Genomic DNA, 24,907 nt, shown 5'->3' on the forward strand with positions numbered 1-24,907 from the left:
TCTCACCAAAACAGGAATAGATCCAATGGAAGCTCGTGCAATCCAAATCATTCAAGAGACCGCCCTGCTCGCCAACGCCAAATCGTTGGACACCTTCACGCCAGTTCTGGCGCTGCCGGCAGACGTCAAGATCCATAGCATTGAAAAGTTTCAGGAGGGGCGCAGCCGCTTCCGTGGCTCGCTGTCCACCCACTCGCTGAAAGACTTCGCCAACTATGTGATCGCCGGCAAAGGCCCGGCGGTCGCGGGCTTTGTAGACGGTGACTCGATGACCTGCACTGTGTACTTCAACCTCGGTACCGCAGCAGAGCCGGGCCATGGTGACTACACCGCAACTCTCGGCCTGAAAAAGACCGCGGCGTTCCTCGCGCTTGAATATGCCGCCCAACGCCAGCACGCCCAGAAAGATCTCAGCGACTGGATCGAGGACTGGTCACCGAACCTGAAAGCTCTGGACGCTGACGATAAAGAAATTGACCTGCGCAAGGCTGCCGGAGCGATCCGCTCCATCAGCATCGAGCAGGCTCGCAAGAGCGAACACGTAGTTGGCGACATGAGCGCATCCCGTTCGGCGATGGATCAGATCGAGGCCAAATCTTCCGAAGGTCTGCCGGCTGAATTCCTGTTCACCGTGGCGCCTTACGAAGGGCTGATTGCACGCACCATTCGCTTGCGCGTAGCCGTGCTGACTGGCGGCGATAAACCAGCACTCCGCCTGCGCTGGATTGGCGAAGCGCAGTTGCGCGAAGACCTGGCCCAAGAATTCAAACAAGTCGTTCAAAAAGAGGTCGGCGGCGCCGCGACCTTGACCATCGGCACGTTCAACCTGGGTTAACTACCACTGCAACATCCCGCCGCCGGCCTCTCACCAAGAATCCCGGCGGCGGGCTCTACCGGAGCACAGCACATGCACGCACAGAACACGATCATCTTCATCGGAATGGCCTTCGGTTTGCTCCTGCTGGGTTACTACATCCGCAAGCTCATCCTTCGGGCACTGGATCGCAGCTACGACGCCGGGCTCAAGGAACGCAACGGCTTGCACAGCCAACGGATCGCCGCGCTCAACACCGACCTGACCACTATCATGCAGCTACGCAACCGCGAGGCCGAACAGCTGGCCGACCTGCGCGCACAGATGCAAAGCATCAAGGCCACGCCCTTCACAGCGACCGACTATCGCGACCTGACGGAGATCACCCAGTTTCTGGCGCTTGCACTCCAGACGTGGAAGGCATTGAAAGGTACGGAAGCCAGCCAAGCCAGAGCTGAACAACTCATCAAGGTTTCCCGGGCCTTGGCCTACCGCGTCTTCCACGCTGTCGAGACGGCCGGAAACCTCAACACGCAGCCGCTCGACACCCAGCTGATCGAATGGCTGAACGAACACGGCACCTTCAACGCCTCGCCGGAACTGAGCTCAATCAGCTTCCCGCACGACGCCGATACTGAAGGCTACCCACACCTACGTGATGCCCTGCGCGAAGCCTTTGAGTTGGACATGAAACGTCAGGCTATCAAGCTGGGCCGGGTGTCAGTGGAGGACGCAGCATGAGCTGGATACTCACGCACAGCGGTCGCCAGTTCGACCTGGTAAACCCAACCGCCGCCATGATCTCCCCGCTCGACATCGCACAAGCACTGTCGAACCTGTGCCGCTTCAACGGCCACACCCGCACGCACTACAGCGTGGCCCAGCACAGCATGCTGGTGTCGAGCCTTGTTCCGGACCAGCACAAACTGGTCGCCCTGCTGCACGATGCGACCGAAGCCTACATCGGCGACATGACCAGACCGTTGAAAGCGATCATGCCTAGTTTCCGCATCGCTGAAGAAATCATCTGGCACGCCATCTGCGATCGCTTCAACCTCGATCCGGTCCTGCCCGAATGCGTGGTACGCGCCGACCTGGTAGCGCTGGCCACCGAACGCCGCGACCTTATGCCCAAGCACCCCGCCGAGTGGGAATGCTTGCGCGGCGTACCGCCGATGCCTGAAGCCATCATCCCGCAACCCGCGCCAGTGGCCTACATGCAGTACTTCAGCCGGCTGATGGAGCTGATGCAGGGTAATCATCGGAGGGCTTGCGCGTGACAACTCAAAATATTGTCAGCGTCAGTGGTGGAAAAGATTCCACCGCAACACTGCTTGTGGCGATCGCTCTAGAAACCGAGAACCTTCAAGCCGTCTTTGCGGACACCGGCAATGAGCACCCCCAGACCTACGAATACCTCGATTACCTGGAACAAACCACGCAAACGAAGATCACGCGTGTTCGCGCCGACTTCACCCAGCGGATCGCCGGAAAGCGCAAATTCGTTGAAACAAAGTGGCGCGAACAGGGCGTGTCAGAGTCAGTAGTGCTGGCAGCGCTTGAGGTTCTTCAGCCAACCGGTAACCCCTTTTTGGATCTGTGCATCTGGAAGGGCCGCTTTCCAAGTCGCAAGGCGCAGTTCTGCACGATGGAACTGAAGCGTGACCCCATGCTTGAGCAGGTAGTGATGCCGATGATGGGCAGAGGCGACATGCTTATCAGTTGGCAGGGAGTTCGCGCTGATGAATCTCTCAACCGGCGCTATTTGCCCGAGCTCGACGAAGTTGGCGGCGGACTATTCAACTATCGACCGATCTTGAAATGGGATATCCCGGCAGTCTTCGAGGCCCATCGATACATGGGGATCAAGCCCAATCCACTGTACTCACAAGGCATGGGGCGAGTTGGCTGCATGCCCTGCATCAACTGCCGGAAAGATGAACTGCGCGAAATAGCGCTGCGTTTCCCGGAGGTCATTGATCGAATAGACCGGTGGGAGCGAATGGTGCAGCAGGCCAGCAAGCGCGGCGCTGCAACATTTTTTGCTGGATCGAATGCCAAACATCCGCGCGGTTCAATCGCTGATATGACGGCGCTGGAAGTCATGGAAATCGCAAGCATCCGCCAAGCGGTGGAGTGGTCGAAGACAGCCCGAGGCGGCATTCAATACGACCTGATGATTGCAACCGATGCAACGGCCTGCTCCAGCGCCTATGGATTGTGCGACTCATCGGATGATGCGGAGATCGCAAGGGAGGCCGCATGACAGCAAAGATATCCCAATTGGCATGCACCAGTCGGAGTCAGTCCATGGAATTTCTGAGTGAAACCCTCACCGACGACGAGCTGGCCACCATCACCGGCTACAAGATCCCTTCCTGCCAACGCCAGTGGCTGACGAACAATCACTGGGAATTCGTGTTGACCGGTGCCCAGCGCCCAGTTGTAGGTCGGGTATACGCCCGGCTGAAGTTGGCGGGGGTTAAGCCTACGGCGACTAACGCCGTAGCCGAGACCTGGACTCTTGACCTGGCACGCGTGGGCTGACGATGCGACAGAAGAAACCAGCCAACCGAGACCTGCCACCTCGAATGATACGGCGTACGCGCAAGAGAAAAGGCGGCACTATTTGGACGGGCTACTACTACAACGGCAGGGACGCCGATGGCAATCGCGTCGAGATACCGCTCGGCGGGGACCTCGACGAAGCCAAGATCGAATGGGCGCGCCTCGACCGCAAGGCGACGCCTAAACCCGCGCACCTGATGGACCGACTCTTTGACGACTACGCATCGAAAATAATACCGACACTGAAACCGCGCACCCAGCGCGATTACCTCTTGAGTCTGAAGCAACTTCGAAAAGCGTTCGAGTCAGCCCCAATCGAGGCGATGAGCCCTCAGGTCATCGCCCAGTATCGAGATGCACGCACGGCAAAGGTACGCGCTAATCGGGAAATAGCGCTGCTATCTACCATGTTCACCTTCGCCCGCGAGTGGGGTCTGACCGACAAGGCCAACCCCTGCTTTGGCTTGCGCCGGAATAAAGAAACACCTAGGGACTTCTATGCCGGGGATATCGTTTGGAAAGCGGTGTACGAGCAAGCTGGGCAAGATCTCAGAGACGCAATGGATTTGGCATATCTCACTGGCCAGAGAGCGGCTGATGTACTCAAGGCCTCGACCACCGATCTCAACAATGGTTACCTGATGGTTGGCCAGGGCAAGACGGAAAAGCGGCTGCGCATTCAGCTGTACGCCGGCGATACCGAGACGGACCTCTGCATCTTTATCAACGGCCTGCTGGATCGGAGAGCCCAGGCCGGCGTCAAAACTTCGATCCTCATAACCAACCAGGCTGGACTGAGGATGAGTTACAACATGCTTCGAAACCGCTGGGACGAAGCCAGGGAAGCCGCGGCAGCGAAAGCAGCAGCAGGCGGCGATACAGAACTGGCTGTGACAATCCGAAAGTTTCAATTTAGGGATATTCGACCGAAAGCCGGCAGTGAAATCGATGACATTAAGGACGCGAGCCGCTTGCTTGGGCATTCCACTGAGGAAATGACAAAAAAGGTATACCGCCGAGTGGGGGAGATCGTTAAGCCAACGAAATAACTACACCTTTGGGGAGAACCGGCTTCAGGCCTAAGCCGGTTAACGAATATAGTTTACTCAATCCATTGGGATAAGGCGCTAAAAACACCCGCAATTCGCTTCATATTTGCATGACCAATTGCCATGCCCACGCTAGTGAGAGTAAACCCCCTGAAGTCACTATCGCTCCACAAGGAAAATACAGGCTCCATATAGGCTCGCAACTCTATACACTTCGCGCGAACTTCTGCATGAGACATTCGCCCCGACTCAAACAGCCGATCTACTATTAATCGATTCGCCTCATCAACTCCATGTTCGTCATACATCGCTGTAAGAGCAGCAGCGTGCAGGGTTCGGACTTGAAGCTTTTCCGGATCATTTAAGCAGGCAATCAAAAATTGACGCCTAGTTCTAATTGGAAGCAACTCAACATCCGCTGCATCTCTAGCGAATCCTTTCGAGAAAAGACCTGGATATTGGGCCAAAAAGGCTTCCTCAAGGCTGCGCGAGATCATTTGCGCGCTACCACACCCTGTAAACTGAAGATGTTGAAAAGACGAAGGACTTTTAACTAGCTGATCAGCAAGTGGAAGTATATTTTTGTCGAAATACAGCCCCAGCTGCTCGTGATTGACTACTCCGTTGTTTGTCGTATAACAACATAAAAAAAGTAAGGAAAGATTAGCCACTTGCCCCGAAGTGAGTTTAGGAACTATCTCCAGAGATTCATTCAGGACAATTTGCAGTAAATCCCTTTTATCTTGCTTGCTCCGATCAACAAGCAAATCGACGAGAAGGTCCCCCAACTCAACATCACCTGTTCGCCCATAATTTTTCTGAACGGTATATAAGGCATGCTGGAAATCCGGATCAACCGCTTTCTTGAGGCCTTCCGGATAATCTCTCTCAATTTGGGAAATGACCTTCTCAGTGATTTCCTCTACCCGGGCACTCATCGTGTCCCTCGCAGCACCGGTCAGCTCATGAAACGTCGCCCTTGCAACATCCAAAGCAATTGCCCGCGCGTCCGCAACGGAAATACCCACAATGACATTTCCGCCCGCTTGTATCGCTAACGCTCCGGCACCGACCTCTTGGTTTTGGTCTTTATTCAGCATCCTTAGACCCCCCACCCGAAATGCTTCCAACGTGAGCATCACGGCCCGCCTGCACTCCAACACCACCAGCCCCGACTACTTGTGATTGTGCTGCTTTTCGAGCCGACTGACGCTCGCCAAACCATATAGCAATTAGTCCGGATAGTGTTGAGACAATTGCGATTCCAGGTTCGTAATCAGGACTAGCCCAAAACCACGCAATTGAGCCAAAGAACGCAACGAACGCCAACAGCTTAAGAACGAACATAACCGGCTCCAGAGTTTTAACTTGTTGCTAGCGTGGCACGTCGCCAGTACCAATGTCGAGCGTCGCGCGCGCCTCCTATAACGCAGCTCAAGCGCGACAGACTCACCTTCTCTACGGAAAACAGAGGGTTCGTTGCGGAACACTTGTGAAAAGTTGCGGAACACCCCGCTTTCTTGCAGGCAAGAAAAAACCCCGTAGATCATTGATCTACGGGGTTTTTAAGAGTGGAGGCCGAGGTCGGAATCGAACCGGCGTAGGCGGATTTGCAATCCGCTGCATAACCATTTTGCTACTCGGCCTCAAACGATCGCTGTTTAGTAGCACCACAACAACCGCGTACAAACTTGGAGCGGGAAACGAGACTCGAACTCGCGACCCCGACCTTGGCAAGGTCGTGCTCTACCAACTGAGCTATTCCCGCTTGGTGTGGCGCATTCTATAGATTTCAGAAGCCCCGTCAACCCTTTGATTCAAAAAAGTTTTATTTCTTTTCAACGTCGGTTTTCAGATGCGGCCAGGCGGCCCGCAAGTATTGAACCATCGACCACAACGTCAGGCCTGCCGAGATCATCAACAAGGCATAACCCAGCAAGACCCAGAAACTGAAGTCTCTTGGATTGGCCAGCAGGATCACCAGCGCCAGCATCTGCGCTGCAGTTTTCCACTTGCCGAGATTGGACACCGCTACATGAGCGCGGGCACCGAGTTCTGCCATCCACTCACGCAAGGCCGAGACGACAATCTCACGGCCAATGATGACGGCTGCGGGAAGTGTCAGCCACAAATTGCCGTGTTCCTGAACCAGCAATACCAAAGCGACAGCCACCATCAGCTTGTCGGCAACCGGATCGAGAAAAGCTCCGAACGGCGTGCTTTGTTCCAGGCGGCGAGCCAGATAGCCGTCGAGCCAGTCAGTGGCCGCCGCAAAGGCGAACACCGAGGCGGAGGCCATGTAGCTCCACTGATAAGGCAGGTAAAACAGCAAAATGAAGATCGGGATGAGCAGGACGCGTAGAACGGTAATCAGATTCGGGATATTCATCGGCACAACTGGCTACGAGGTGAGTTGGCATTCTACTCGCTATGCAGGTTTGCATAAATCGACTCTGCGAGCTTTTTACTGATCCCCGGTGCTTTGGCGATCTCTTCGATGCTTGCACGAGACAGCTCCTGCAATCCACCAAAATGTTTCAACAAGTCCCGACGCCGGGTCGGCCCTACGCCTGCAACGCCTTCCAGCGTCGACGTCCGGCGGGTTTTGCCGCGCCGCGCACGGTGGCCAGTGATCGCGAACCGGTGTGCCTCGTCACGAATCTGCTGGATCAGGTGCAGCGCGGGTGAGTCGCCACGCAAAGTGAACTCATGGGCGGCATCATTAAGATACAAAGTTTCGAACCCTGCCTTGCGGGTTGCGCCCTTGGCCACACCCAGCAGGATCAGATCCGGCACTGCCAATTCGTTGAGCACGTCACGGGCCATCGACAATTGTCCCTTGCCGCCGTCCACCAGCAAAATATCCGGCAGCTTGCCCTCCCCGTCCTTCAGTTTGCTGAAGCGCCGGGTCAGGGCCTGGTGCATGGCCGCGTAGTCATCGCCCGCTGTGACGCCCTCGATGTTGTAACGACGATAGTCGGATTTGATCGCACCTTCCGGACCGAACACGACGCAAGAGGCGACAGTCGCCTCGCCACTGGAGTGGCTGATGTCATAGCATTCCAGGCGCTGCGGTGGTTCATCCAGGTTCAGTACTTCTGCCAGCGCGTCGAAGCGCGCAGCCGTGTGTTGACGGTTGGCCAGGCGTGCGCCCAGCGCTTGCTCGGCATTGGTGACCGCCAACTGCTGCCAGCGCGCCCGCGTGCCACGCACCCGGTGGCTGATGCTCAGCTCGCGACCGCGCAACTCGTGGATGGCGTCGATCAGGGCCGTGGCGTCTTCGGGCACGACGTTGACGATCAGTTCGCTCGGCAGGTCGCGCTCCGGGCTGCTGATATAGTACTGGCCGAGGAACGCCGCCATGACTTCGGCAACCTCCTCTTCAATACCCACCTGTGGAAAGAAGTTTTTGCTGCCCAACACTCGCCCGCCACGCACGCTGATCAAATGAACGCACGCGCCGCCCGGGTTGACGAAGGCTGCGATGACATCGATGTCGCCCGTACCGCCTTCCATGCTCTGCTGATCCTGGACCCGACGCAGCAAGGCAATCTGGTCACGCAACTCGGCGGCGCGTTCGAACTCGAGATTGATCGCCGCCTCTTCCATTGCCGTTGACAGCTCATTGGTCAGCGCGTGACTGCGTCCTTCAAGAAACATCACCGAGTGACGCACATCCTCGGCATAAACTTCCGGTTCAACCAGACCGACACAAGGAGCCTTGCAGCGTTTGATCTGATACTGAAGACAAGGGCGCGTACGGTTCTTGTAGTAACTGTCCTCACACTGTCGGACGAAAAAGGTCTTTTGCAGCAGGCTGAGGCTTTCGCGAATGGCCCCGGCGCTCGGATACGGGCCGAAATACTTGCCCTTCGCCTTCTTCGCGCCACGATGGATGCTCAGCCGTGGGAACTGGCCGTCAGACAGAAATACATAGGGATAAGACTTATCGTCGCGCAACAGAATGTTGTACGGCGGCCGCCACTCCTTGATCAGCGTCTGTTCAAGCAGCAACGCCTCGGTTTCATTGGCGGTAATGGTCGTTTCGACCTGTGCGATACGCCCCACCAGAGCAGCGGTCTTCGGCGCCAGCCCGGTCTTGCGGAAATAGCTGGCAAGTCGCTTCTTGAGGTTCTTGGCCTTGCCGACATACAGCAGGCGTGCCTCGCTGTCGAACATGCGATAGACGCCGGGACGCCCACTGACAGTCGCCAGGAAGGCGCCGGAATCGAATATTTCAGTCATGATCAGGCGCTGGCATCAACCATGCCGTGGCGCACGGCCAGCAACGTCAACTCGACATCGCTGCTGATCGACAGTTTCTCGAAGATCCGGTAGCGATAGGTATTAACGGTTTTCGGCGACAGACAGAGCTTGTCGGAGATGATCTGCACCTTCTGGCAGCCGACAATCATCAACGCAATCTGGATTTCCCGTTCGGACAAGGCATCGAACGGTGAGTCATTGGTCGGCTGGAACGATTTGATCGCCAGTTGCTGGGCAATCTGCGGACTGATGTAACGCTGGCCGGCAAACACCAGGCGGATGGCCTGAACCATCTCCGGCAGACCCGCGCCCTTGGTCAGGTAGCCCGCGGCACCTGCCTGCAACAGACGTGTAGGGAATGGATCCTCCTCACACACCGTGACAGCGACAACCTTGATGTCCGGATGACTGCGCAACAGCTTGCGCGTGGCCTCGAGACCACCGATACCGGGCATCTTGACGTCCATCAGGACCACATCGGGTTTCAACTCACGGGCCTTGATCAGGGACTCTTCCCCGAACTCGGCCTGTCCAACCACCTGCAAGCCATCGATATCGGCCAGCATCCGTGTAATGCCTGTACGAACGAGATCATGGTCATCGACCACTAGCACCCTAATCAAGCAGACACCTCGCGATATGGTCTTATTGGGATGCCGGACACCTTAGCAAAAAGTGCCAGACAGACCTAGCGGCAAGCGTCATTTAAAAAGTTTCAATTCATCATCGAAGGCTTGCCGGCCGTGGGTTTCAGAGCACAGGTGTACCGAAATCGAGCTGCATCATCAGGAAACACTCGTCCTCGCCACACACATGCAAGCCTTTTCTCTCATACAGGCTTTGCGCAGGATTATTTTTGAATACGGTCAGACGCAGCGCCGGCAGTCCTTCAGCGCGGGCCATGGCGATAACCTGATCAATCGCCCAGGATCCAGCACCCTGCCTGCGAAACGCCTCGCCTATTTGCAGCTCGCGGAGATACAGCGCCCTGCGATCCCGACTGAGGCTGAAAAATCCCACAGGAACTTCGCCAAGCATGATCAGCCAATTGTCCCGTCCATCCCAGGCAACCTCGAACGCTTGGTCCTGCCACAGCAGATCGTGGCCAATGTAATAGCGCAGCATGTTCTGACACGTCAGCTCTCGGGCAAATACCCGATCAGCCAGTTCGGCGCGACGCAAATGGTAGGTCATTGCCCCGCCACCACCGGAACTACCCGCCCCTGCCATGCGCCGGCATCACGTCGCGCAACGACCAACAGTTCACCAGGCCCTGGCGCGGCGGCAACCAGCGTGCCGCTTTCAGCCCAGACGGCACTGCGACCCGCCGATTGCCATCCACCCGTGAGCCCGGCGTGATTAGCCATCAGAACCGCCATCGAGTGCTTTTGTGCATAGCACTGCAATATCGCGCTATCCACGCCATAACCTTTCTCGCCAATCAGCACGCTTGCTGCGTACAGGTCGGCGCCAGCAACGGCAGCCGCTGCCGCGTGGCTGGCGTGGGAAAAATCAGCGCAGACCGCCAGCGCGACGGTATCGCCGCCTATGCGCAAGGACGAACCACCAGCACCTGTGGCATAGAAAAGCTCTTCGCCACTGTGCAGATGTTGTTTGCTGTAAACCTCAAGAGAACCATCCCTGCCTAACGTCAGCGCGCCGATCAATACCTTCGAACTGTCCTTATGGCGAATCGGCATCCCGACCACTGCTATGAGACCCAGCTCGCGCGCGCAATCGCGCAAGGGTTGCAGCACCGAATCCTGCGGATCGATTGCCATGTCTGCAGCCATCTGGCCTTCGTAACCTGTCAGCGACAGCTCCGGAAACACCAGCAACTCGACGCCCTGCTCCGCTGCCAAGGCCATGAAGCGCAAATGACGGGCGATGTTCGCCGCCAGATCACCGGCAACGGAGAACGATTGAGCTGCAGCGATGGTGAACGTTGACATTATTCATCCTTGGGATTGTGCCAAATACGCAGTGTGTCACAACGCCTGCGGCACTCAAGCAATAGGAAATGCCATGTAAGCGCGATAGCAATTTCTGATTGCTCAGGCGCATGGGCCTCTAGTAAGCTCGGCGCACTTATTGGAGACAAACCATGTTCAACGCCCTTTCACAGCTTCGTTCCGCCAGCGCCTTGCGCTCGGTTGCGGCTGCACGGGTGAATGACGCTTGTGCTCCTGCCAACTTTTATTTTGGGTATTGGTTTAGCCACTGGCGCGCCTGATACCCAAACGGCGCCCATGAAAACGGGTCGCCTACCAGAGAACTCTCACCCCCGGTCGGCCTCCCGACCGGGGGTTTTGTTTTTTCAGGCCCCAACTTTTTCAGCAACACACCAGACACTTTGAGGAATCACGACATGAACTACGCCACTTATTACCGTTACGACACTTTTAGCGCCTGGCGATTTAGCAGCCTCCGCTCGGGACAGCCTGCCGCCTCCGATCGGTCACCCACAGGTGGCAAGCACACACACGCAGCCAATACGGCCAATTGTCGAACACCCCAGTAGGGCCGAGTGAGCGGGAAGCACCCGCCGCCAGCCCAGGAATCCTGAATATGAACTCGTCTGTTTCTGCTCTGCCACTGTCCACCCTCGACTCTGCCAACGAAACGCTGACCCTGCGTCTGCCCAGCTCGTTGCAACTCAAACAGCAATTGCCCCTGAGCAATGCCCTCGCCCAGCAAGTCGCAGCCCACCGCCAGGCGGTCCGCGCGATTCTCAATGGCGAAGACCATCGCCTGCTGGTCGTCGTCGGCCCCTGCTCGATTCATGACCCGCGTTCCGCACTCGAATACGCCGAAAAGCTTTCCCGCCTCGCACATCAAGTCAGCGACGAGATGCTGCTGGTGATGCGCGCCTATGTCGAAAAACCACGCACCACCGTCGGCTGGAAAGGTCTGGCCTACGACCCGCACCTGGATGGCAGCGACGACATGGCTGCCGGCCTGACCCTGTCGCGCGAATTGATGATCGAGATGATCCGCCTGGGCTTGCCTGTCGCTACCGAACTCCTGCAGCCCATGGCTGCCGGTTACTTCGACGACCTGCTCAGTTGGGTTGCCATCGGTGCACGCACCACCGAATCGCAGATCCACCGGGAAATGGCCAGTGGTCTGAACATGCCCGTCGGCTTCAAGAACGGCACTGACGGCGGCGTCTCTGTAGCCGTCGATGCCATGCGCTCAGCAGCTCACCCGCATCGACACTTTGGTGTCGACAGCCAGGGGCACCCGGCGATCATTCAGACCCCGGGCAACCCCGACACGCATATGGTGCTGCGTGGTGGCCATCACGGCCCGAACTACGATCACGAAAGCATTGCCCGGGTCCGTGCCGACTTGAAACGCCTGAAGATTCCGGCGCGGATCATGGTTGACTGCAGTCACGCCAACAGCGGCAAGGATCCTCTGCGCCAGCCCGAGGTGTTCAATGCGGTGCTCGAACAACGACTGCTGGGGGATCGTTCCTTGATCGGGATGATGATTGAGTCCCACCTGTTCGAAGGCTGCCAGCCTTTAGGCCCTGCCCTGCGTTACGGCGTGTCGGTGACCGATGGTTGCCTTGGGTTCAATGCGACAGAGCTGTTGCTGTCGAGCGCAGCCGAACTCCTTCGAGCCTGTTGATCGGAACAGCCTTTGCGGAATTGTCAAAATCCCGCAAAGGCTGGATCGTCGTTCAGCTTTCACCACAGGTTATGCCCGCACCCGAATACGGGTCACCTCAGAGGCCTGGCTGACATCATCCAGCCGCTCCACCGAATACGACACCTGCACCACAGTTTCCCGATGCTCTCGCCAGAAACGGTGAGGCACAATGAATACCACGGGCTGGCCTGCGGTTTCCCGGGTGATATCCCGATCATCGCGATGACTGAAATACTCACCATCACACTTCAAATAAACCAGCTCTCCCTCCTCAGCCTGGGCATTGTCGATCACTACGGTAATGCCATCCTCGGCATCCACTACCTCCAGCTCGCCATCTTGCGCCTCCAATACCTGCGGAGCTGCGAGATCACCTCGCATCAATGGTGCGATCAGAACGCGCAGGTTTGCAGACTGCCTTACCTCAGCCGAGCCTGCTTCCACCCTGTAGCTGACGCTCACCTCTCGCATACGATGTGGGGTGATGCAGTGTGCGGGCATCCAGAAAGACAGCGCTTCGCCCACAGCAAACTGTTCCACGTGCAATACATCATTGATGACCGGCAGTCCTTCATCACCTTGCCAGGACAGGATGACCCGGTCCCCGACAGCCATCCGGGCGTAAGGTCGCACGATCACGCCAGTCCCTTGCGGAACACGGTCCGGATCAAGCGTCCCACCCACCGTCTCTTCAAGGATTGGCGCCAGCAGATCGGGTTCCGGATCGCCCACATCCAGCTGCAAGCGCCTGGATGACAGCGGCTCCGGCAGCGCGACGCTGTACAGCGTCCAGAAAACCTCCAGTGAGCCACGCTCCAGCGTAGCTATGTGCAATCCCTTCACGACAAAGACAAGTTCCTGCCCCACCTGGCCTTCACTGACCGTGCGAGTGATTTCGTGGATGTAGGACAAACCTTCGTCATCCAGCCCTTGCCAGTGCAGCACAAGTTTGTCGCCGCACACCATGTTCGGGTAAGGCGCAACCCTGACGAATGCCTGGTTCAGTGAGGGATCAAGCATTCCGCCCTCCATAACCTCAAGCATCGGCGCAGGCAGCGACGAGACTGGAGCGGGTACCGGTGCAGACGCAGGTCGATAGCAGAACTCGAAGTTCTCGCCGTCCACCTTCAAACTCAGAAGACCGCGTCCACCGGAGTCATCCGCTACAGGAGACGTAATTGACGCGGTCGCCACAGAGGTGTCGCCATTGACTTCGTATATAGACATTCGTAGCTCCATTCCTTGGATAAAACGCCGCCATGAAGGCAACGTCGAACGAACTCCATTGAACACCATCCAGCCATCGCCAGAAGTCAGCACAACGCCTTCCATCGGCAGGGTAAATGCACCGCATGACGTAGGCATACGAAGCAGAATCAAGAGATACCGCTCAAAAGATTGCCAGATGTTCCGACTACCCCCTCAAGCAGAAGCGAATATTCGTACCGCTTTTAGTCCAGTTTCCTTTCAGTACCGAGGAGCTTTCAGACATCGCCGACCCGCAGGCCTGTTTTACAGTGGCACGCACCAACCACTGACAAGCATCTGCAGAAAGAGACAGAAACATGCAACGGAATGCGACAACCCGCTACCCCATCCTTTTGGTCCATGGCCTGTTCGGGTTTGACCGTATCGGCCATTTCGAGCTTTTTCATGATGTCAAGCAAGCGCTGAGGGAAGCAGGCGGCCAAGTGTTTGTGCCGCAGCTGTCTGCGACCCATGACAACGAAGTACGCGGCCAGCAATTGATGTTTCAGATCGAAAGCGTTCTGCGAGGAACCGGAGCCGGCAAGGTCAACCTGATCGGGCATAGCCAGGGCGCGCTGGCGTGCCGTTACGCCGCTGCGCTGACGCCAGAGAAAGTCGCCTCGGTCACGTCGGTAAGTGGCCCCAATCACGGTTCGGAACTGGCTGACGCCTTACGCCAGGCCCTGATACCGGGTGGCCTGCCGGAGCACGTGGCGGAGCACGCTGCAACACAGTTTGCCCGCCTCCTCTCGCTGCTCAGCGGGCAACCGGGACTGCCGCAGAACGCTGTCGCCGCACTCAGTGCCCTGACGACCGCAGGTGTTGGGCAATTCAACAGAAAGTACCCGCAAGGTCTGCCTTCCAGCTGGGGCGGCCAGGGTGCGGAGCGGGTCAATGACGTTCACTACTATTCCTGGAGCGGCACGCTGCAGGACAACTTATTGCAGGCACTTGATCCGGTGCATATCGTCTGCCGGGGATTATCAGAGCATTTTGTCGCAGAGACCGGACAAAACGATGGTTTCGTGGGACGCTTCAGTTCCCATCTGGGCCGGGTCATCCGTTCCGACTATCCTTTCAGCCACCTGGGCAGTCTGCGTCGCCCCGACGGAGTGAAAAAAACCGGCCAGGATCCCGTCGCTCTCTATGTCGAGCACGCTGCACGCTTGCGGGCTGCGCACCTGTAAACGTACGTCAATGCGCCGAGCGGAACTTTGCCGAGAAATCGCTTACTGATTCCGGTAGGCTCCACACTTTACTGAAATAGATTGGAGAATTTCCCCATGGCTAAAGCCACTGCCCGCCACATCCTGGTTTCCAGCGAAGACAAGTGCAACGAACTCAAGGCCCAGATCGAAGGCGGTGCTGATTTCGCCGAAGTCGCCAAGGCCAACTCCACCTGCCCGTCCAGCCGTCAGGGCGGCGACCTGGGTTCGTTCGGTCCTGGCCAGATGGTCAAGGAATTCGACACTGTGGTCTTCAGCGCGCCGATCAACGTCGTGCAAGGCCCGGTGAAGACCCAGTTCGGTTATCACTTGCTCGAAGTCACCAGCCGCCAGGACTGATCCGTCGCCTGATTGCTGCCCCAACGGCCCGCCTTCTGGTGGGCCGTTGTGTTTTGGTTACAGGATGCGGCTGGCGACTGACGCGCCGCTCGCGTACAAATTGCGCTTATCGATCACCCGGCTTTAAGGCTGACAATGCGACTGGCTTTCCCTTATCTGCTGTTCACTGCCGTGGCCTTGCTTTTAGGCGCCGCCGGTGTGGACGCCACCCCGCAACACGCGTTGACCGTCTATGGCGAACCGGCCAAATACCCGGCCGGCTTCAGCCACTTCGACTACACCAACCCGCAGGCGCCCAAGGGCGGCACCATGCGCCGCTCGGCGATAGAGATCGGGCATTTCGATCACATCCTGCCTTATATCGATAAGGGCATCGGCGTCACCCAGATTGACGGCATGCTCTATTCGCCGCTGGCCCAGCGTTCGATGGACGAGCCTTACACCGTCTATGGCCTGGTGGCACAAAAAATGGAACGCGCGGAGGACGGCCTGTCCCTGCGTTTCTTCATCAACCCCCAGGCGCGTTTCGCCGACGGCAAGCCGATCACAGCCGAAGACGTGCGCTACACCTATGACCTGCTGATGACCCAGGGCAGCCTGCGCTATCGCACGCAGTTCGCCGATGTCAAAGGTGTCGAAGTGGAAGCGCCGCTGACCGTGCGCTTCGACTTCAAGAGCAACGAGAACCGCACCTTGCCGCTGGACATCGCCACCCTGCCGGTGTTTCCCGAGCATTGGTGGAAAACCCGCGACTTCGCCGGTGGCGGCGGCTATGAACCGCCGCTGGGCAGCGGCCCGTATCGGGTGGGCAAGGTCGACTCCGGGCGCAGCATCACATTCGAGCGCAACCCCGACTGGTGGGGCAAGGACCTGCCGGTCAGTCGCGGCCTGTACAACTTCGATCACTTCAGCATCGAGTATTTCGGCGACACCGATGTCGCACGTCAGGTGCTGCGCGGCGGCGCCTATGATTACAACCGCGAGTTTTCCGCCACCGGCTATTCGATCGGTTACGACAGCCCGGCGCTGAGTGACGGCCGCCTGCAGAAAGCCCACCTGGCCACCGAGGCCCCGCAATCGGCACAGGGCTTCGTGTTCAACCTGCAGAAACCGATGTTCCAGGATCGTCGGGTGCGTCAGGCACTGGCGATGCTCTGGGATTTCGAGTGGAGCAACCGGCAGATGATGCGCAACATGTACATCCGCCAGCAGAGCTATTTCTCCAACACCGCCCTGGCCGCCCGCGAGCTGCCGGATGCCGCCGAACTGAAAATCCTTGAACCATTGCGCGGGCAGGTTCCCGACGAGGTCTTCACTCAGGTCTTCCAAGCGCCGAAAACCGACGGTAGCGGCTTGATCCGCGATAAACAGTTGCAGGCTCTGGAGTTGCTCGAACAGGCAGGTTGGAAACCCAATGGCGACCAACTGGTCAACGCCGAGGGCGAACCGCTGAGTTTCACCTTTCTGGTCAGCCAGAACGGCATGGACCGCCTGCTCCTGCCTTACAAACGCACGCTGAATCAGATCGGCATCGACCTGAATATCCGCCGCATCGACTCCTCGCAATACGTCAATCGCCTGATGAGCCGCGACTACGACATGATCGTCACCGGCTACCCGGTCAGCACATCTCCGGGTGGCGAGTTGCTCAACTACTTCGGCTCGATTTCGGCCAACGACCCCGGCGCCAACAACTACATGGTGCTGAAGAATCCCGCGGTCGACACCTTGATCAACGGCCTGATCCGCGCCTCGACCCAGAGTGACATGCTGCACTACGCCCACGCGCTGGATCGGGTGTTGCAATGGAACTACTACTGGATTCCCAACTATTACCCGCCGGGCACCTCCACCGTCTGGTGGAATCGGTTCGGCATGCCGGCAACACAAGCCAGCAATGACGAAGCCATCGAGAGCTGGTGGGAAATCAGCAGCACGCCGCTGACCAACCAGCAGATGACCGCCGAAAAAATCGGTCGTGGCAGACCCGGAGGACCGCACTGATGTGGGCTTACATTCTGCGGCGCCTGCTGCTGATCATTCCGACCTTGGTGATCATCCTGCTGGTGAATTTCGCTATCATCCAGGCGGCACCCGGCGGCCCGGTCGAACAGGCCATCGCCCATCTGCAAGGGATCGGCGGCGCGAGTGTCGGCGGCAGTGCCAGCGAAACCATGAGCAGCACCTCGCGTGCCAGCCGTGGCCTCGACCCGCAACTGATCAAGGACATCGAAAAACAGTACGGTTTCGACAAGCCGGCGCATGAACGTCTGTGGCTGATGCTCAAAAATTACGCGCAGCTGGACTTCGGCAAAAGCTTTTTCCGCGGCGCCACCGTCACCGATCTGATTCTGGAAAAAATGCCGGTGACCATTTCCCTCGGCCTGTGGGCGACGCTGATCACCTATCTGGTATCGATCCCGCTGGGCATTCGCAAAGCGGTGCATCACGGCAGCCACTTCGATATCTGGAGCAGCACCGCGATCATCATCGGCTATGCAATGCCGGCGTTTCTGTTTGCGATGTTTCTGATCGTGGTGTTTGCCGGCGGCACCTCGCTGAACTGGTTTCCGGTGCGCGGGCTGGTTTCGGACAACTTCGAATCGCTGTCGACCCTGGGCAAGATTACCGATTACTTCTGGCACCTGGTGTTGCCGGTGACGGCACTGGTGATTGGCGGCTTCGCCACGCTGACGATCCTCACCAAGAACTCGTTCCTCAATGAAATCACCCGCCAGTACGTGGTCACCGCCCGCGCCAAAGGCCTGAGCGAGCGCCGCGTGCTCTACGGTCACGTGTTTCGCAACGCGATGCTGCTGGTGGTCTCGGGGATCCCGCAGGCATTCATCAGTGTGTTCTTTGCCGGCTCGCTGCTGATCGAAGTGATCTTCTCCCTCGACGGCCTCGGCCGCATGAGTTACGAAGCGGCGGTTTCCCGAGACTACCCGGTCGTATTCGGTTCGCTGTTCATCTTCACCCTGTTCGGACTCTTGATAAAACTGATCGGCGACCTGTGCTACACCTTGGTCGATCCGCGTATCGACTTCGCCGCGAGGAACGCCTGATGTTCAAGCTCTCGCCTCTGGGCCGTCGCCGTTTTGCGCGATTCAAGAAAAACCGCCGTGGCTGGTGGTCGTTGTGGCTGTTCATCGGACTGTTCGTGGTGACGCTGGGCGGTGAACTGATCGCCAATGACAAACCACTGGTGGTCAGCTATCAGGGCCAGCTCTACTTCCCGGTGTTCAAGCGTTACACCGAGCAGGAATTTGGCGGGCAACTGCCGTTCCAGGCTGATTACCGCAGCGACTATGTGCAGAACCTGATCCGCAAGGACGGTGGCTGGCTGCTGTTTCCGCCGATTCCGTTCAGCGACGACACGCCCAATTACGACCTCAACCAACCGGCACCGAGCCCACCCTCGAAGGTCAACTGGCTGGGCACTGACGATCAAGCCCGCGATGTGTTGGCGCGGGTGATTTTCGGCGCCCGGGTGTCGATCCTGTTTGCCTTGATGCTGACCGCCATCAGTGCACTGATCGGGATTGCCGCCGGCGCCCTGCAAGGCTATTACGGCGGCTGGGTCGATTTGCTCGGGCAACGCCTGCTGGAAGTCTGGACCGGGTTACCGGTGTTGTACCTGCTGATCATCCTGTCGGGTTTCGTCGAGCCGAATTTCTGGTGGCTGCTGGGGATCATGGCGTTGTTTTCCTGGCTGGCGCTGGTGGATGTGGTGCGCGCCGAGTTCCTGCGCGGGCGCAACCTGGAATACGTCAAAGCCGCTCGTGCCCTGGGCCTGAGCGACCGCAAGGTGATTGTCCGGCACATCCTGCCCAATGCGATGAACGCAACGCTGAGTTACCTGCCGTTCATTCTGACCGGAGCGATTTCCACCCTCACCGCCCTCGACTTCCTCGGTTTCGGCATGCCCGCCGGCAGCGCTTCGCTGGGCGAACTGATCGGCCAGGGCAAACAGAACCTGCAAGCACCGTGGCTCGGGCTGACGGCGTTTTTCACGCTGGCGCTGATTCTTTCTTTACTGGTGTTCATCGGCGAAGCGTTACGTGACGCGTTCGACCCGCGATCCTGAAGTGTGACCATGACTGATAACCTGATCGAAATCCGTGACCTGAACGTCGCCTTCCATGGCCAGCCGGCGGTGCGCGACCTGTGCCTGGACATCCGGCCCGGCGAATGCCTGGCGCTGGTCGGGGAGTCGGGCTCGGGCAAATCGGTGACTGCGCATTCGATTCTGCAATTGCTCCCCGAAGGCGATGCGCAAACCAGCGGCAGCATTCGCTATCGCGGCCAGGAATTGCTCGGCGCCGATCCGAAAGTGCTGCGCGAACTGCGTGGCAACCGGATCGCGATGATCTTCCAGGAACCGATGACCTCGCTCAACCCGCTGCACACCATTGAAAAGCAGATCGGCGAAACGCTGCTGGTGCATCGCGGCCTGGGCGGTAAAGCGGCGCAACAACGCATCCTTGAACTGCTGGAACTGGTGGGTATTCAGAAACCCAAAGAGCGCCTCAAGGCCTATCCGCATCAACTGTCCGGTGGTCAGCGGCAACGAGTGATGATCGCCATGGCCCTGGCCTGCGAGCCGGAACTGCTGATTGCCGACGAGCCGACCACCGCACTGGATGTGACGGTGCAGCGCAAGATCCTGCTGCTGCTCAAATCCTTGCAACAACGTCTGGGCATGTCGCTGCTGTTGATCAGTCACGACCTCAATCTGGTGCGCAGCATCGCGCAACGGGTGTGCGTGATGAAGGCGGGTGAAATCGTCGAGCAGGCACCGTGCGAAACCCTGTTTACCGAGCCAAAGCATCCTTACAGCTGTGTGTTGCTCAACGCCGAGCCGGAAGGCGAAGCCCTGCCCCGGGACGAGCGCGAGAACGTGCTGGAAGTCGATGATCTGCGGGTTGAGTTCATCGTCGGTGGCGGGCTGTTCCAGCGTAAGCAATACCTGCGTGCAGTGGACGGCATCAGCCTGAATATCCAGCGCGGCAAGACCCTGGGCATTGTCGGCGAATCCGGGTCAGGGAAATCGACCCTGGGCCAGGCGATTCTGCGGCTGCTCGACTCCGAGGGCAGCATTCGCTTTCAGGGCACCGCCCTTGATGGGCTCGATCAGAAGCAGTTGCGGCCGTGGCGTCGGCAGATGCAGGTGGTGTTTCAGGACCCGTTCGGCAGCCTAAGTCCACGGATGTCGGTGGCGCAAATCATCAGCGAAGGGCTGGAGGTGCATTGCCAGTCCAGCGCCGATGAGTGCGATGCACAGGTGATCCGCGTGCTCAAGGAAGTAGGTCTCGATCCGGAAAGCCGTCATCGCTATCCGCACGAATTTTCCGGCGGTCAGCGCCAGCGCATCGCCATCGCCCGGGCACTGGTGCTGAAACCGGCGCTGATCCTGCTCGACGAGCCGACCTCGGCCCTTGATCGTACCGTGCAGAAACAAGTGGTCGCCCTGCTCCGCGACCTTCAGGAAAAACACGGTCTGACCTACCTGTTCATCAGCCACGACCTGGCGGTGGTGCGGGCGCTGGCGCATGACATGATCGTGATCAAGGACGGCAAAGTGGTTGAGCGCGGTGCCAGCCATGATGTGTTCGACTCACCGCAGCATCCTTACACCAAAGAGCTGTTGGCAGCGGCGCATCCGGGGTAGGCATAATCGGCGCTTGCCTTGATACCGGGTCGCAACATTCGCTGGCAAGCCAGCTCCCACAGGGATTCGGGTTGTACCCAAATATGGGGTACCCCAGAGAAACCTGTGGGAGCTGGCTTGCCAGCGAAGAGGCCCGAACAGACAACCCAAATTCCGGATCCGCCAACCCATGAACACCACCGAAAGCCTCAAGGACTACCAACGCGTGCGCACGCTGGCGATCCGCTCGCTGTTCGAGATCATCGAGCAGTCCAGCGAGGGCACGGTGATTGTCGATCGCGATGCCAACATCGTCTGGATGAACGAGCGCTATGCCCGGCGTTTTGGGCTGGAGTCGGCAAAAAGAGCCATCGGCAAACCCTGCGAAAGCGTGATCCCCGGCAGCCTGCTGCGTGAAGTGGTGCGTACCGGCCGCCCCATTCTGCTGGACATGCAGGACACGCCAAAAGAGCCGTTGGTGGTCATGCGCCTGCCGATCCACGACGACGCCGGCGCGGTGATTGGCGCTATCGGTTTTGCCCTGTTCGATGAGTTGCGCACGCTGTCGCCGATGCTCAAACGCTATCTGAGCATGCAGGAAGAGCTGGCCTCGACCCGCTCGCTGCTGCGGGCCCGGCAGACCAAATACAACTTCGCCCATTTCATCGGCACCAGCAGCGCCAGCCTCGACGTCAAACGCCGCGCCCGCCGCAGTGCCAGCACCGAATCCCCGGTGTTGCTGCTCGGTGAGACCGGCACCGGCAAGGAGTTGCTGGCTCAAGCGATTCACAGCGCTTCGCCCCGGGCGCACAAGGCGTTCGTCAGCATCAACAGCGCGGCGATTCCCGAAGCGCTGCTGGAAGCCGAATTCTTCGGTACTGCCCCCGGTGCGTTTACCGGTGCTGACCGCAAGGGGCGCACCGGCAAGTTGCAGATTGCTCAGGGCGGTACGCTGTTTCTCGACGAGATCGGCGACATGCCGTTGCCGCTGCAAAGCAAACTGCTGCGGGTGCTGCAGGAAAAAGAGTTCGAGCCGGTTGGCTCCAACGACGTGATCCAGAGCGATGTGCGGGTGATCGCGGCGACGTCGACCGATCTGCAAGCGGCGATCAAGCGCGGTGAGTTCCGCGCAGATCTGTATTACCGCCTCAACGTGCTGCCGATCCAGGTCCCGCCACTGCGCGAGCGCCTCGACGATCTGCCAGCGCTCAGCGAGGCGATCCTTGAAGAGCTGCGCAGCCAGCATGAGCTAAGCCGTACAGCGCTGGATCTGCTCGGGCAACATGCGTGGCCGGGCAACATCCGCGAGTTGCGCAACGTGCTCGAACGCGCGGCGCTGCTCAGCGATGACCTGATCCTCACCGAACAGGATATTCGCGCGGCCATTGGCGCCTTTACTCCGGTTCAGCGCCCATCGGTGCCGACGCTGGAGCCGTTGGCGGAAGAGACTTTTGCCCAGGCGCGGCAGCGGTTTGACCGGCAGTTGATCCAGTCTGCCCTTGCACAATGTGCCGGCAAGGTGCCGGAGGCAGCTGCTCAGCTGGGATTGGGGCGGTCGACGTTGTACAAAAAGATGTTGGCTTTGGGCATCGCAGAGTCTCAATAAAGAGACTTAGTCTCTATAGCGAGACTTTAGCTTCAAAATCAAAAGATCGCAGCCTTCGGCAGCTCCTACAGGGTTGATACGGAAATCCCATGTAGGAGCTGCCGAAGGCTGCGATCTTTTCGCCTCCAAAAAGTCTCACTATCGAGACTTCGTCTCTAACAGCTGATCGCAAAACCCGATAAAACCCTTATATTTCAACAGGTTGAGTATCTGGCACAGATCTCGCTAAAGCCTCTCCTGCACCCGCAACACCCACAAAAATAACAATCCCTGGAGACACTCCATGAGTGTGATCATTGCCTTGGCAGCCCTCGCGCTGCTGATGCTCGCCGCCTACCGTGGCTACAGCGTCATCCTCTTCGCCCCGATTGCCGCCCTCGGCGCTGTCCTGCTCACCGATCCTTCCGCCGTCGCCCCTGCCTTCACCGGGGTGTTCATGGAGAAAATGGTCGGCTTCATCAAGCTGTATTTCCCGGTGTTTCTGCTTGGCGCCGTGTTCGGCAAGTTGATCGAGTTGTCGGGGTTCTCCCGTTCGATCGTGGCCGCAGCGATTCGCTTGCTCGGCACCCGTCAGGCGATGCTGGTGATCGTGCTGGTCTGCGCCCTGCTCACCTACGGCGGCGTGTCGTTGTTCGTGGTGGTATTCGCGGTGTATCCGTTTGCCGCCGAGATGTTCCGTCAGAGCAACATCCCCAAGCGCTTGATCCCGGCGACCATCGCCCTCGGCGCGTTCTCGTTCACCATGGACGCCCTGCCCGGTACGCCGCAGATTCAGAACATCATCCCCAGCACGTTCTTCAACACCACCGCATGGGCCGCGCCGTGGCTGGGCGTGATCGGCACGATTTTCGTGTTCTGCGCCGGCATGCTGTTCCTGCAGCGCCAACGCAACAAGGCCCAGCGCGCCGGTGAAGGCTATGGCACCGAACTGCGTAACGAACCGGAAACCGCCGAAGACCTGAAACTGCCGAACCCATGGATCGCCCTCTCACCGCTGCTGGCGGTGGGCATCATGAACCTGCTGTTCACCCAGTGGATTCCGCAGTGGTACGGCAAGACCCACAGCCTCGCGCTGCCCGGCATGGCCACGCCGGTGACCACGGAAATCGCCAAGCTCACCGCAATCTGGGCGGTGCAGGCGGCATTGCTGATCGGCATCCTGATGGTGCTGGTGTTCGGCTTCAAGGCGATCCGCAGCAAACTCGCCGAAGGCAGCAAAAGTGCGGTCAGCGGCGCGTTGCTGGCAGCGATGAACACCGCCTCGGAATACGGTTTCGGTGCGGTAATCGCCTCGTTGCCGGGGTTCCTGGTGCTGGCCGACTGGCTCAAGCAAATCCCCAATCCACTGGTCAACGAAGCCATCACCGTGACCCTGTTGGCGGGCATCACCGGGTCGGCGTCGGGTGGCATGAGTATCGCGCTGGCGGCAATGTCCGAGCAGTTCATCGCCGCGGCGCACGCGGCGAACATTCCGCTGGAAGTGCTGCACCGCGTGGCCGCGATGGCCAGCGGCGGCATGGACACCCTGCCGCACAACGGCGCGGTGATCACCTTGCTGGCGGTCACTGGCCTGACCCACCGCGAAGCCTACAAAGACATTTTCTGTATTACGCTGATCAAGACCCTGGCGGTCTTCGTAGTGATCGGTACTTTCTACGCCACTGGCATTGTGTGAGGTATTCATGACGACTCTTTCGGGCAAGACCGCACTGGTTACCGGTTCCACCAGCGGCATCGGTCTGGGCATCGCCCTGAGCCTGGCCAAGGCCGGCGCCAACCTGATTCTCAACGGTTTCGGTGATGCGTCGAGCGTGATCGCCGAGGTCGGCCAATTCGGCGGCAAGGTCGGTCACCACCCGGCGGACGTCAGCGATCCGGCGCAGATTGCCGACATGATCGCTTACGCCGAACGCGAATTCGGCGGCGTCGACATTCTGGTCAACAACGCCGGGATTCAGCATGTGGCGGCCGTGGAGGAGTTTCCGGTGGAGCGCTGGGATTCGATCATCGCGATCAACTTGTCCTCGGTGTTTCACAGCACCCGCCTGAGCCTGCCGGGCATGCGCACCAAGGGTTGGGGGCGGATCGTCAACATTGCCTCGGTACACGGTCAGGTCGGCTCGACCGGCAAGGCTGCGTATGTCGCGGCCAAGCATGGGGTGATTGGTTTGACCAAAGTGGTTGGCCTCGAGACAGCCACCAGCAACGTCACCTGTAACGCGATCTGCCCCGGCTGGGTGTTGACGCCGCTGGTGCAGAAGCAGATCGATGATCGCGCCGCCAAAGGGGTCGATCCGCAGCAGGCGCAGCATGATTTGCTGGCGGAGAAACAGCCGTCGCTGGAGTTCGTCACACCGCAGCATTTGGGGGAACTGGTGTTGTTTCTGTGCAGCGAGGCTGGCAGCCAGGTGCGGGGAGCTGCGTGGAATATTGATGGGGGGTGGCTGGCGCAGTAAACGACGCAAGCCGCCTGTGGCGAGGGAG

At 58.7% G+C, this 24,907-nt stretch carries 23 protein-coding genes and 2 tRNA genes; 16 read left to right on the plus strand and 9 right to left on the minus strand.

From position 1 onward, the window contains the following. The first annotated feature begins 25 nt into the window (after nt 1-25). The 6 genes from KVQ82_RS16830 (at nt 26) to KVQ82_RS16855 (ending at nt 4,431) form a co-directional block, all read left to right on the plus strand. Nucleotides 26-835 (plus strand): DUF2303 family protein, encoded by an 810-nt coding sequence (locus KVQ82_RS16830; RefSeq protein ID WP_222014651.1) that lies wholly within the window; start codon nt 26-28, stop codon nt 833-835. Nucleotides 836-907: 72 nt separating this feature from the next. Next, nucleotides 908-1,555: a hypothetical protein gene (locus tag KVQ82_RS16835; protein WP_222014653.1), complete on the plus strand. Its 648-nt coding sequence runs from the start codon at nt 908-910 to the stop codon at nt 1,553-1,555. Further along, the gene (locus tag KVQ82_RS16840; RefSeq protein ID WP_222014657.1) at nt 1,552-2,094 is read left to right on the plus strand and encodes a phosphohydrolase; all 543 of its coding nucleotides are present in this window, start codon (nt 1,552-1,554) and stop codon (nt 2,092-2,094) included. Before KVQ82_RS16835 ends, KVQ82_RS16840 begins: the two co-directional genes overlap by 4 nt. Further along, nucleotides 2,091-3,080, plus strand: coding sequence for a phosphoadenosine phosphosulfate reductase family protein (locus KVQ82_RS16845; protein WP_222014659.1), 990 nt, complete (start codon nt 2,091-2,093; stop codon nt 3,078-3,080). Before KVQ82_RS16840 ends, KVQ82_RS16845 begins: the two co-directional genes overlap by 4 nt. Nucleotides 3,081-3,124: 44 nt before the next feature. Further along, nucleotides 3,125-3,361, plus strand: a complete 237-nt coding sequence (locus KVQ82_RS16850; RefSeq protein WP_222014661.1) for a DUF4224 domain-containing protein — start codon at nt 3,125-3,127, stop codon at nt 3,359-3,361. A gap of 2 nt (nt 3,362-3,363) precedes the next feature. Continuing rightward, entirely contained in the window at nt 3,364-4,431 is a 1,068-nt protein-coding gene (locus KVQ82_RS16855) for a tyrosine-type recombinase/integrase (RefSeq protein ID WP_222014662.1), read from the plus strand. A gap of 53 nt (nt 4,432-4,484) precedes the next feature. Here KVQ82_RS16855 and KVQ82_RS16860 read toward each other — a convergent pair whose 3' ends face one another. The 8 genes from KVQ82_RS16860 to KVQ82_RS16895 all read right to left on the minus strand — a co-directional run bounded on the left by KVQ82_RS16860 (nt 4,485) and on the right by KVQ82_RS16895 (nt 10,649). Then, complete coding sequence (locus KVQ82_RS16860) at nt 4,485-5,570, minus strand: LPO_1073/Vpar_1526 family protein (protein WP_222014664.1); 1,086 nt, start codon at nt 5,568-5,570, stop codon at nt 4,485-4,487. A gap of 433 nt (nt 5,571-6,003) precedes the next feature. Continuing rightward, a tRNA-Cys gene (locus KVQ82_RS16865) sits at nt 6,004-6,077 on the minus strand. 46 nt (nt 6,078-6,123) lie between these two features. Next, a tRNA-Gly gene (locus tag KVQ82_RS16870) sits at nt 6,124-6,199 on the minus strand. Between the two features lie 60 nt (nt 6,200-6,259). Continuing rightward, nucleotides 6,260-6,820, minus strand: coding sequence for a CDP-diacylglycerol--glycerol-3-phosphate 3-phosphatidyltransferase (gene pgsA, locus KVQ82_RS16875; protein ID WP_003225417.1), 561 nt, complete (start codon nt 6,818-6,820; stop codon nt 6,260-6,262). A gap of 32 nt (nt 6,821-6,852) precedes the next feature. Further along, nucleotides 6,853-8,676, minus strand: coding sequence for an excinuclease ABC subunit UvrC (gene uvrC / locus KVQ82_RS16880; RefSeq protein ID WP_198759285.1), 1,824 nt, complete (start codon nt 8,674-8,676; stop codon nt 6,853-6,855). 2 nt (nt 8,677-8,678) lie between these two features. Continuing rightward, a complete protein-coding gene (gene uvrY / locus KVQ82_RS16885; protein WP_222014666.1) occupies nt 8,679-9,320 on the minus strand; it encodes a UvrY/SirA/GacA family response regulator transcription factor in 642 nt (213 codons plus the stop codon). A gap of 127 nt (nt 9,321-9,447) precedes the next feature. Beyond that, nucleotides 9,448-9,891, minus strand: a complete 444-nt coding sequence (locus KVQ82_RS16890) for a GNAT family N-acetyltransferase (protein ID WP_222014668.1) — start codon at nt 9,889-9,891, stop codon at nt 9,448-9,450. After that, nucleotides 9,888-10,649, minus strand: a complete 762-nt coding sequence (locus KVQ82_RS16895; RefSeq protein WP_222014669.1) for a carbon-nitrogen hydrolase family protein — start codon at nt 10,647-10,649, stop codon at nt 9,888-9,890. Before KVQ82_RS16895 ends, KVQ82_RS16890 begins: the two co-directional genes overlap by 4 nt. A 616-nt stretch (nt 10,650-11,265) precedes the next feature. Between KVQ82_RS16895 and KVQ82_RS16900 the strand changes: the two genes are divergently transcribed. Next, nucleotides 11,266-12,333: a 3-deoxy-7-phosphoheptulonate synthase gene (locus tag KVQ82_RS16900; RefSeq protein ID WP_222014671.1), complete on the plus strand. Its 1,068-nt coding sequence runs from the start codon at nt 11,266-11,268 to the stop codon at nt 12,331-12,333. A 69-nt stretch (nt 12,334-12,402) separates the two neighbouring features. Here KVQ82_RS16900 and KVQ82_RS16905 read toward each other — a convergent pair whose 3' ends face one another. Continuing rightward, complete coding sequence (locus KVQ82_RS16905; RefSeq protein ID WP_222014673.1) at nt 12,403-13,581, minus strand: hypothetical protein; 1,179 nt, start codon at nt 13,579-13,581, stop codon at nt 12,403-12,405. 338 nt (nt 13,582-13,919) lie between these two features. Here KVQ82_RS16905 and KVQ82_RS16910 point away from each other — a divergent pair, with 338 nt between their 5' ends. The 9 genes from KVQ82_RS16910 to hbdH all read left to right on the plus strand — a co-directional run bounded on the left by KVQ82_RS16910 (nt 13,920) and on the right by hbdH (nt 24,879). Further along, on the plus strand, nt 13,920-14,789 hold the full coding sequence (locus KVQ82_RS16910) for a triacylglycerol lipase (RefSeq protein WP_222014674.1): 870 nt from the start codon (nt 13,920-13,922) through the stop codon (nt 14,787-14,789). Between the two features lie 96 nt (nt 14,790-14,885). Further along, nucleotides 14,886-15,167 (plus strand): peptidylprolyl isomerase, encoded by a 282-nt coding sequence (locus KVQ82_RS16915; protein WP_007912303.1) that lies wholly within the window; start codon nt 14,886-14,888, stop codon nt 15,165-15,167. A 135-nt stretch (nt 15,168-15,302) separates the two neighbouring features. Next, entirely contained in the window at nt 15,303-17,171 is a 1,869-nt protein-coding gene (locus KVQ82_RS16920) for an extracellular solute-binding protein (protein WP_222014675.1), read from the plus strand. Continuing rightward, the gene (locus tag KVQ82_RS16925) at nt 17,171-18,232 is read left to right on the plus strand and encodes a microcin C ABC transporter permease YejB (RefSeq protein ID WP_222014679.1); all 1,062 of its coding nucleotides are present in this window, start codon (nt 17,171-17,173) and stop codon (nt 18,230-18,232) included. The genes KVQ82_RS16920 and KVQ82_RS16925 overlap by 1 nt, the downstream gene beginning before the upstream one ends. Further along, entirely contained in the window at nt 18,232-19,254 is a 1,023-nt protein-coding gene (locus tag KVQ82_RS16930) for an ABC transporter permease (protein ID WP_041064553.1), read from the plus strand. The genes KVQ82_RS16925 and KVQ82_RS16930 overlap by 1 nt, the downstream gene beginning before the upstream one ends. Nucleotides 19,255-19,263: 9 nt before the next feature. After that, complete coding sequence (locus KVQ82_RS16935) at nt 19,264-20,838, plus strand: ABC transporter ATP-binding protein (protein ID WP_222014680.1); 1,575 nt, start codon at nt 19,264-19,266, stop codon at nt 20,836-20,838. Nucleotides 20,839-21,007: 169 nt separating this feature from the next. Then, complete coding sequence (locus KVQ82_RS16940; protein ID WP_222014682.1) at nt 21,008-22,423, plus strand: sigma-54-dependent Fis family transcriptional regulator; 1,416 nt, start codon at nt 21,008-21,010, stop codon at nt 22,421-22,423. A gap of 283 nt (nt 22,424-22,706) precedes the next feature. Then, nucleotides 22,707-24,098 carry a GntP family permease gene (locus tag KVQ82_RS16945; RefSeq protein WP_027612663.1) on the plus strand — a complete coding sequence of 464 codons (1,392 nt, stop codon included), beginning with the start codon at nt 22,707-22,709 and terminating at the stop codon, nt 24,096-24,098. Between the two features lie 7 nt (nt 24,099-24,105). Beyond that, complete coding sequence (gene hbdH / locus KVQ82_RS16950; RefSeq protein WP_041064562.1) at nt 24,106-24,879, plus strand: 3-hydroxybutyrate dehydrogenase; 774 nt, start codon at nt 24,106-24,108, stop codon at nt 24,877-24,879. The last annotated feature ends 28 nt before the right edge of the window (nt 24,880-24,907 follow it).

This window comes from Pseudomonas sp. AO-1, assembly GCF_019775695.1.
In the GTDB taxonomy this organism is placed as follows: Bacteria; Pseudomonadota; Gammaproteobacteria; order Pseudomonadales; family Pseudomonadaceae; genus Aquipseudomonas; species Aquipseudomonas parakoreensis.